General features: G+C 60.6%; 10 protein-coding genes. 6 read left to right on the top strand and 4 right to left on the bottom strand.

The window, feature by feature from the left end; translation table 11 throughout:
* The 6 genes from Q0L94_RS16080 to Q0L94_RS16060 form a co-directional block, all read left to right on the top strand.
* On the top strand, positions 1–247 hold a 247-nt coding region (locus Q0L94_RS16080), incomplete at its 5' end, for a hypothetical protein (RefSeq protein ID WP_296755233.1).
* 116 nt (positions 248–363) lie between these two features.
* The gene (locus tag Q0L94_RS16075) at positions 364–648 is read left to right on the top strand and encodes a hypothetical protein (protein ID WP_296755231.1); all 285 of its coding nucleotides are present in this window, start codon (positions 364–366) and stop codon (positions 646–648) included.
* A gap of 82 nt (positions 649–730) precedes the next feature.
* Positions 731–2,965, top strand: coding sequence for a DNA topoisomerase 3 (locus Q0L94_RS16070; protein ID WP_296755228.1), 2,235 nt, complete (start codon positions 731–733; stop codon positions 2,963–2,965).
* Positions 2,966–3,016: 51 nt separating this feature from the next.
* On the top strand, positions 3,017–3,160 hold the full coding sequence (locus Q0L94_RS17960) for a topoisomerase DNA-binding C4 zinc finger domain-containing protein (RefSeq protein ID WP_366799483.1): 144 nt from the start codon (positions 3,017–3,019) through the stop codon (positions 3,158–3,160).
* 13 nt (positions 3,161–3,173) lie between these two features.
* The gene (locus Q0L94_RS16065) at positions 3,174–3,374 is read left to right on the top strand and encodes a hypothetical protein (RefSeq protein WP_296755225.1); all 201 of its coding nucleotides are present in this window, start codon (positions 3,174–3,176) and stop codon (positions 3,372–3,374) included.
* Positions 3,375–3,661: 287 nt separating this feature from the next.
* Entirely contained in the window at positions 3,662–3,967 is a 306-nt protein-coding gene (locus Q0L94_RS16060) for a hypothetical protein (protein WP_296755223.1), read from the top strand.
* A 206-nt stretch (positions 3,968–4,173) separates the two neighbouring features.
* Here the strand turns inward: Q0L94_RS16060 and Q0L94_RS16055 are convergent, their stop codons facing one another.
* The 4 genes from Q0L94_RS16055 to Q0L94_RS16040 all read right to left on the bottom strand — a co-directional run bounded on the left by Q0L94_RS16055 (position 4,174) and on the right by Q0L94_RS16040 (position 8,735).
* A complete protein-coding gene (locus Q0L94_RS16055) occupies positions 4,174–5,091 on the bottom strand; it encodes an energy transducer TonB (RefSeq protein WP_296755220.1) in 918 nt (305 codons plus the stop codon).
* A 139-nt stretch (positions 5,092–5,230) separates the two neighbouring features.
* Positions 5,231–6,577: a sigma-54 dependent transcriptional regulator gene (locus Q0L94_RS16050; protein WP_296755217.1), complete on the bottom strand. Its 1,347-nt coding sequence runs from the start codon at positions 6,575–6,577 to the stop codon at positions 5,231–5,233.
* Positions 6,574–7,920, bottom strand: coding sequence for a HAMP domain-containing sensor histidine kinase (locus Q0L94_RS16045; RefSeq protein WP_296755214.1), 1,347 nt, complete (start codon positions 7,918–7,920; stop codon positions 6,574–6,576). The genes Q0L94_RS16050 and Q0L94_RS16045 overlap by 4 nt, the downstream gene beginning before the upstream one ends.
* Entirely contained in the window at positions 7,917–8,735 is an 819-nt protein-coding gene (locus tag Q0L94_RS16040) for a PhnD/SsuA/transferrin family substrate-binding protein (protein ID WP_296755212.1), read from the bottom strand. Before Q0L94_RS16040 ends, Q0L94_RS16045 begins: the two co-directional genes overlap by 4 nt.
* Positions 8,736–9,041: the final 306 nt, after the last annotated feature.

Raw genomic sequence — 9,041 nt, 5'->3', positions numbered from 1 at the left:
AGGAGGCTTCATGAGACACCCAACCCAGCCTGAGGAAAACATGATTGCAGCGGTGCTGCAATCGGTGTCGGAAGACGCGTGCCGGCATGGGATGGGCTCGGGATGTTTTCATGGGTTCGAGTTCAAGGCCATGAGGCTTGGACAGCGTGGCCGGCCAGGTGCAATGGCAAGAGTGAAGATTGTGGTCAGCCAGGATGGCGAGGTGATCGAATCACGATTACTCGATGTCCTGAATGACCCGTTGTAGGCCGCGGCCGGGTTGAGTCGAGGTTATGAGCCAGCACTATTTCAACACGACGTTTGACGGTGACCCCATTACCGTTATCTGGCATGAGAGCAACGTTGGTTCAGGGAGGTCATGCAGTGATAGACAAGAACTGGCAGGAAATTGCCCCGGATCCTGATTGGGTGCGGCAGGAAGTAGCCCGCCTGAATGAGGCAGTCGATGAATTTGCCGGCGCCATGAAGGCGAAGCTCGCGCAGAAAGCGCATGAGGGCTGGACCGGGCGGGAGCAGCCTGAATCGGGTATCAAGATATGGAATGCCATGCTTGCCCAAGGCGCTGCGGTACCGCTGGCCAAGGGGCAGGAAGTGGATATTGCCAATCTGGCGATGATGCTATGGCGGACCAATGGGAGGATGGAATGAAGTTCCTTTCGATCTGGGGCCCGATGCTTTTGGAAGCGCTGGCCGCTCTCATTGATGTGTCTGCGATTTCAGGACGGCTTGAGTGAAGCTCTACCTCTGCGAAAAACCTTCACAAGGCAGAGAAATTGCCAGCCACATCGGTGCTAGGACACGTGGCGAGGGATGCATTACTGGTAACGGTGTAACGGTAACCTGGGGCATCGGCCACCTGGTTGAGCAGGCGAAACCGGAGCACTACAACCCGGCATTGAAATTCTGGGACATCGCGCACCTGCCTGTGCTGCCGGATGAGTGGCACATGGAGGTGAAGCACCAGACCCGTGATCAGTACAAGATCGTCGCGAAGCTGTTGAAGCAGGCAACTGAGGTTGTCATTGCCACCGATGCCGACCGTGAAGGCGAAGTGATCGCACGGGAGCTGATGCAACTGAACGGCTACCGCGGCAAGGTTTCGCGCCTCTGGCTTTCAGCGTTCGATGATGCGTCGATGAAGAAGGCTCTGGCTAACATCCTGCCGGGCGAGAAAACGCTGCCGATGTATTTCTCCGGGATGGGCCGAAGCCGGGCGGACTGGCTGGCCGGGATGAATCTCACCATGGCCTTGACCAAGGCGTTCGGTGCCGGCGGCAAAGACGGTACCTTGCATTGTGGTCGTGTGCAGACGCCTGTGCTTGCTTTGGTGGTGCGGCGCGAACGGGCCATCGCCGCGTTCGTTCCAAAGGCGCACTTCGGGGTCAATGCGACCTTCCTGATGGGCGGAGCATCCGTACCGATGGCCTGGATGGCGCGAGCAGCGCTTCTCGACGATGAGGGGCGTCTCCTTGACCGCGCAAGTGCAGAGGCGGTGGTCAAGCAGGTCGCAGGGCAGACCGGGAAGGTGAGCCTTGTCGAGACGACACAGGATCGCGAAGTCGCGCCATTGCTGTTCAGCCTGGGATCACTTCAGCGGGAGGCCTCTGCGCGCTTCGGTATGAAGGCGCAGGCCGTACTCGATGCTGCGCAGGCACTTTACGAGAAACACAAGGCGACATCGTATCCACGAACGGATTGCGAATACCTGCCACGGTCGATGCTGGCCGAATCGAACGAGACGCTGAATGCCATCGCCGGAGCGAAGCCCGAGCTGGCAACACTGGCCACGGTTGCCGAGTCGGCGCTCAAGGGTGCCGATGAGCGTTTCCGGGGCAGGGCATTCAACGACAAACAGATCACGGCCCACCACGCGATCATTCCGACGCGAAACCCGAACATCGATGTGTCGGCCATGACGCCGACCGAGCGGACAGTCTTCGACATGGTTTGTCGACGGTATCTGGCGCAATTCCTGGGGGATTACCAGTACAGCAAGACGGTGATCGAAGTGATCTGCGAATGTGAGAAATTCAGGGTGAGCGGCAAGACGCCGCTGGTTCCCGGCTGGCGGCAGACCATGCCCGAGGCGACGAAAGCACCCACGGACAAGGATGATGACCAGGCTGAGGCAGTAACGCTCCCGAAGGTGCGTGTGGGCGAGGAAGCCAGAAATCTGCGTTGCGAGGTGCAGGACAGAATGACCTCACCGCCCAAGCGTTATACCGAGGGCACGATTCTGGCGGCGATGGAGTCGATCGACAAGGAGATCGAGGATCCGCGCTGGAAGGCGGTGATGAAGAACAAGGAGAAAGCGGGCATCGGAACGGATGCAACGCGTTCGGCCATTATCGAGGGGCTGTTCAAGCGGGACTATATCGTCGCCAAAAAGAAGGAACTGCTGCCGACCGAGAAAGCTGTCGCGCTGATTGGACTGATCGAGGAGGTCTCGCCAGAAATTGCAGATCCAGTCTTGACTGCTCAGTGGGAAGATCGACTGAGCCAGATCGAGAAGGGCGAGATCGAGTTGTCGCAGTTTGAGCTCAGTCTTGGCGAGTGGCTGGTGCAGGTGATTGATGGCATCAAGTGTCAGAAGGGCACACGGCAGATCTCCACGTCTGGAAAGACTCGTGATCTGCCGACCAAGGGTCGTTCGGTCGTGGCGTGCCCAACCTGTGGCAAGCCAATGCGTAGAATTGATGGTTCGAATGGCTTCTTCTGGGGCTGTACGGCGTACCGGGAAGGGTGCAAGTCGACGCTACCTGATGTCGATGGAAAGCCCGGCGCCGCCCGGGAGGCGTCTCTTCCAAAATCGCAGGCAGGGCCTTCCTATTCATGCCCCAGATGCCAGAAGCCCTTGCGCCTGGTGAAAGGCCCCAAGGGGCCATTCTGGGGATGTACAGGCTATCCGGAATGTAAGCACAGCCAGCCGGATGATGAAGGGAAGCCGGGCGTGCGGACTGACTAGGTGGCTGGCAAAGCTCGGCGTACCGAGGCGGTCGTGTTGCGAGGAACACCCATGCGTACCGCCAGGGCAGGTGCAGCCTGTCCGGACTGCAAGACTGGCCTGCTCATCAGCAAAACCATGAAAGATACCGGTAAGGCATTCGTGGGATGCAATCGCTTTCCTGCCTGCAGATTCTTTGCATGGCCAGCGAAATAGCCGGACGCGAGTGATGTACACCACACGGGTTGAAATTCCCTACGCCGAGCCGGTATGGCTGGTTGCCGAGTGGCCGGACGGCACCTGGTGCGATCTTCATGAGCTGCGTGAAATGACACACATGAGCGACGACTATCAGATCGTTCGAGTGCTGACGCACGACGAAGGATTCACCCCAATTAAAACTCAACGATGGAGCCCGAATTGCAAATGACAGAAAGTGAACGGCGCCACGGCTTCGGCGGAGAAGGTGGTTCCCTTGCTCAGAAAGGCCTTCGAAGCGAAGAACGTCAAAGCGGTGGTTCTGAGTATCAATAGCCCAAGAGGAGGCGCTCCAGTGGAAGCGGAGCGAATTTACCAGTCGATCAAGGCTTTCAGAATGGTTTGCTTTGATCGTTACCGATTGATGAAAAAATAATCGCGCGGCTAGGATGCTTGATCAGACTGAGATTTTAGGTGAAATTCTAAAATCTTATCCACAGAAAATGTGGATGAATTGTTATGGAGCCGGATATGAGTAATGTGGTGGACCTTGCGGGGTTTCAGTGCCCTGCGGGCAGCTTGGCCATACATTCCGTGTATGGCCTGATTGAAGTTTTTTCCGAAGACGGGTGGATGCGTGGTGTGGTCTATGAACACCATGAAGAGTTGAACCTCGCGCTTGAGAATGATGACGTGATTTTTGCTGAGCATATCGAGATACGTGAGGCATGGGTTCATGTTCGCGAGCTGACCGAGGTGGATCTTGCGAAAGACATCGCGAACCTGCGAAAGCGTGGTCAATTTCTCTTTGACACTGTCGACTGAAGTGAGAGTGATGTGCTTGATGGCGTTACATCAAGAATGCCGAATGGCTGCGCGAACCCATGCAAAAGATTATTGACTGCCTCTTGAGTTCTTTACTTCTGCTCCTCGGCCAAAGGTGGCAGCAATCTTTCTATTGACCACATCCACTTTACGCACCACTTCAGTCGACCGGCCCCGACACGTTACAGGCGAACAAATTTCGGCCGTCATTCTCGAAAAACTTCATCGCCCCCATTCAATCGCACCGCGCCCCATTCCTTGAATTGGCGTTCCATGTCCTTTTCTTCCGCCTCGATGGAGTCTGGCCCGGCGTCGGGGCACTCGGTCTGTGGGGCGTCGCTGCGCGCGGGCGAAGCGTTTTCCTGGCGTGCCTGCGAAGTGCGCTGGGGCGAGGACCCATTCCACGCGAACGGATTCTGGAAAGACCGCGGATCCGGAAGGCAGTCGTATTTGTAGATGGGCGGCCAGCCTGTCTCAAACGGCAGAAATGCGATGGTCTTCTCGAAAACCAGCGGCTTGCCCGTCGGGGTGGGCGGTAGTGGCGGCATGGCGCGAATGGCCTGCAGGGCCAGCTTCTCGGCGATCTCCGAGGTCGACCACAGCACGTCCACCTTGGCGAGCTTGCCGTCAGGTGCGATCTCGACATGGACTCGCACCAGGCCCTGTCGCTCACCTTCCACCGCCGCCCCCATCATGCTGCGCACCTGTTGGCCCCAGTTGTGTCGGTAACGCTTGCTGTTCTTGAGCGTGTAGGTGGAGGCCAGTGCCCATTCCTCTGCGGTCGGAGGGGGCGGAGCCGGCATGGAAGCCAACTGTTTCTCGGGTGTGGGAGAGGGCGGGATGGAAGCCGTGATGCGAACGTGCACCTTATCCTCCGCGTCTGGCGGCGAGGGGATGGCGCGTGGTTTTGCGGATTGTTCGATGGGGACAGCTTCCGCCCGGGCCGCCCTGGAGACCGGCGCCCTCTGCTGGACAGGCACGCTCATGAGGTTGACCTGCAGGGGCTCTGAGACTGCCGATTCCAGGGCGGGTTGCGCCTTGACCGCCCATAGCGCCAGCAGGCCTGCGTGAACCCCCAGCGATAACGCAAGGGCCACGAGAAAGCTTATCCGGACTTCGAGCATGTAAAAGCGAGGTGTGGAGTGAAATGGTTGAGTCGATTCGATCTTGGCATGCCAAGGGCTGGAAAGTCATTCACAACTCAAAGCGGGCTGCCACTGGCTGACTTGGGCACCGGAAGAAACTGGAAGCTGGGGGGACTAGTCAGACGTCCGGTTCCTTGAGCTTGCGCCACAAGGTGGAAGGATCGATTCCCAATTGGCGCGCAGCCTGGGTGCGATTGCCACCACAGCGCTCGAGTACCTGGCGTATCCAGAACGTCTCCACCTCTTCAAGCGTCGAGTCTGCCGGCCACGGGGCTGAGTTGAGCACCCCAAGGGCGGGGCGCATGTCAGCGGGGAGGTCGGATAACGTGATGGTATCGCCCGACGCCAGTACCAGGCTGCGCTGAATCGCGCCTTCGAGTTCTCGCACATTGCCGGGCCAGCCGTATCTCAGCAGGCGGTCGAGCGCGTCCTGCGCAATGCCGTGGACATTGGGGTTAAGCGCCCGGCCGTGACGCGCCAGGAAGTATTCCGCCAGGTTTGGAATATCCTCCCGCCGGTTACGTAAGGGGGGCACCGGAATCGGGAACATCTGAACGCGGAAGTAGAGATCCTGACGGAAACGACCGGCGCTCACCTCGTCCTTCAGCGGCCGGTTGGCGGCCAGGATCAGGCGCACGTCGACGTTGATCGCCTTGACGCCGCCCAGACGCATCAACTGCCTGTCCTGGATGAACTGCAGCAGGCGGGTCTGGGCATCCAGGCTGGTGCTGTTGATCTCGTCGAGGAACAGCGTGCCGCCATGCGCCAGCTCCAGCAGGCCTAGCTTGCGCGCGTTGGCGCCGGAGAATGCGCCCTTTTCGAAGCCGAACAATTCCGACTCCAACAGGCTTGGCGGAAGCGCCCCACAGTTGAGGGTGAGAAAGGGGCCATCTCGGCGCCCGGACAGGCCATGGACATACGCCGCCAGCACACCCTTGCCGGAACCGGTCTCGCCTTCGAGCAACACGGGCAACTCGGTGGCGGCCACCTGTGCCGCCAGCTGCAGACATTGTTTCATCGCCGGGGCGCGGCTGTCCATCAGCGGGGGAGAGGAGTGAACCGCGACCTGGGCGGCAAGTTGATCGATGCGGCGACGCTGGGCCAGACTGGCGTGCAGGCGTTTGAGCGTGAGCCGCACCGTGTCGAGCTCAAGTGGTTTCAGCAACACGTCGGTCACCCCAAGATGGAAGGCCTCGACAGTGTTATGCGCGGTCGCAAAGCCGGTCGCCAGGATCACCGGCATGGCGGCGTCCATCTCGCGTGCGGCGGCAATCAGGGCAAGGCCATCAGCGCCCGGCAGACGCAGGTCGGTAAACAGTGCATCCGGCGGGTTCACTCGCAGTTCGTTCAGCGCCGCGGCTCCGTCCTGCAGCAGTTGGGTATCGAAGCCCGCTTCAGTCGCTAGCTTGGCGAGCAGTTTGGCTTGGACGACATCGTCCTCGGTAATAAGAAGGCTAAATGTCATGGTGCGGACTCCTCGGCGAGCGGCGGGAAGACGAGGCGGAAACAGGCGCCGCGCGCGGGTTCGACCCATTCGAGTTCGGCCCCCATTTCGCGCGCGAGGCGCTGGCTGATGGCCAGTCCCAGTCCCGTTCCCTGTCCGGCAGGCTTGGTGGTGACAAAGGGCTCAAACAGCCGTGTGCGCACCATCTCGGGAAGGCCCGGGCCGTTGTCCGAAACAACTAGTTCCGGGGTACTCGCGATCGAGGGTGTCAGGCGAACCTCGCTCGCGCCAGCCTGCACGGCATTGAAAACCAGGTTGAACAGGATCTGTTCGACCCTCGATGCATCGCCGCGCACCGGGACCGGGCCTGTCGGCTCAAGGGTGATGACAGCCCCCTGTTTGCGCGCCAGCGGCGTGACCAGCCGCACGAAAGCGGCGCAGATCGTTTCGAGATCGATGACCTGCAGGCTGGGGGCTGGCGCACGGGCGGCCGTGAGCATGTCGCGCACGATCTGCCCTGCCCGCCGCGCCTGAGCCTCGATCGTCATTAGAGCGTCGCGCTGCTCGGCATCGATCGCAGCGGGAAGGGCACTCTGCGCGTAGCCCAGGATGTTCGACAAGGGCGTGTTGAGCTCGTGAGCCACCTCGCCGGCCAGTTGGCCGACCGCAGCCAGGCGCTGCTCGGAACACAGCCTGCGCAAGGCCTCGTTGCGGGCGTGGGCAGCCTCCTCAGCTTCGGCGATATGTCTGCTGATGCGCTCCCGCAGGCCCCCAATGGCGGCTGCCAGATCGGCCACTTCGGTTGGCGCGTCAGCGGCCATTGGCATCACCGTGCGCTCGGGGTCGGCCTGCTCGATCAGCGCCGCCACCGGCGCCACCAGGCGACTCAACAGCAGCCTGCGCAAGGCCCAGAAGGTGAGTCCGGAAAACACCGTCAGAGCCAGCGCCATCAATCCCGCCAACTGCCAGGCAGCGCGATGGGCAGGCTGGGGATCGTATTGGGCCAGCACTTCACCCACCTGTTCGCCGGCGGCGAGCATCGGCACCCGAAACAACTCAACTCCGGGAAGGTGCTGCCCGGTCTGACCCAGCACCTGGCCGTCTGCACGACGGATTTCCGCGTAGGCCACCGCGCCTGACAAGTCAGCCAGATAGCGCTCCAATGTACCGTAGTCACGCAGCAGCACCGCGTCCAGTGAGATCGTGGCGAGTTGGGTGGCGAGCGCGCGGGCCTTGTCAGCCTGAGCTTCCAGAATCAGGCGCTGGGTGGATTGCCAGATTACTCCGCCCAGCACTAAGAACAATGCAAACCAGGCGACGGCCAAGATGACCGTGAGCCTGAATGCAAGCGAGCGCCGGTTCACCAGTTCTCCAGGGCGCGTTCCATGCGCCGCACGACGGCATAGTGCGCGTCTTCCACCTCGACAAAGGAAACGGCTGTCCCCAGTGCCGTGAGGGCATCGCGGCCAATGGTGTCTGGGTGAAGTAACGCCAGGCGCACACGCTTCGCATCCTCGGGAGCAACCTTGGGCGAGGCTGCAATGACGTGCGGAGGCAGCGGCTGCGAGGTGGCCAGAATACGCAGGCCGCGCGGCAGATAGGTGCGGGCAATGTCCAGCCGCAGTCCGCCGGCGTCGAAGTCGCCGTGCAGCACGGCCAGCGCGACGCGTTCATGACGGTCCAGATGTACGACATCGGCGAGGTCGGAGCGCCGGATTCCCGCTTGGGCGAGCATCTGCTTGGGCGCAACCGCGCTTGACATGGATATCTCGGCACCAAGCGCGACGCGTTTGCCAACCAGATGGGCAACCTGCTGGATGCGGCTGTCGGTTCGAACGACCAGTGCGCTCTGATAGAACGCCTGATTGCCTTCCGCCTCGCCCGCCAGAATTTCCACCGGCGCGCGATTGCGCGCTCGGACGTAGGGAGTCGGGCCGAGGTATGCGTAGTCGGCGCGACCGCTGGCGATCATCTCGATCTGCTCATCGTAGGTTCCGGCGATGACGAGCCGCAAAGGCCGGCCCAGCACCCCGCCGAGATAGAGGGTCAGCGGCCGGTAACGGGTATAGAGGCGGCTGGGCGTATCGTAAGGATGCACGACAAACACGGCAGGGCTCAGCGCAGACCAGGCTGCAACGGGAGTCAATGCCAGAGCGGCCAGGAAATGGCGACGATCCATAGTCAGGGCCGAATACCCTGATAGCGATTCAGATGCATGTCGGGCGGGCTCACTTGTCGTGTTGTGAGAGATTTAGACACTTTCGGATCATACCAATGCAAGCTGTTGTCAGGCGCCGCAATAGCCTGTTACAGAATCGCCTCTATAAAAAAACCGCCCCGAGGGGCGGCATCAGGAGTCGCCCCTCACCTGCTCGAGCTGGGTGGGGAGGAGAAAAAGTGGATCATTGCGAACGCTGCATAACCATGCGATCCGAAGACAGGGCCATCCAAGCCCGTGCGAATTCTCGGTTTCTTGACTTTTTAG

The organism is Thiobacillus sp. (assembly GCF_024708915.1).
The sequence above is the reverse complement of the archived record's forward strand: the minus strand, read 5'-3'. Positions and strand labels throughout refer to the sequence as shown.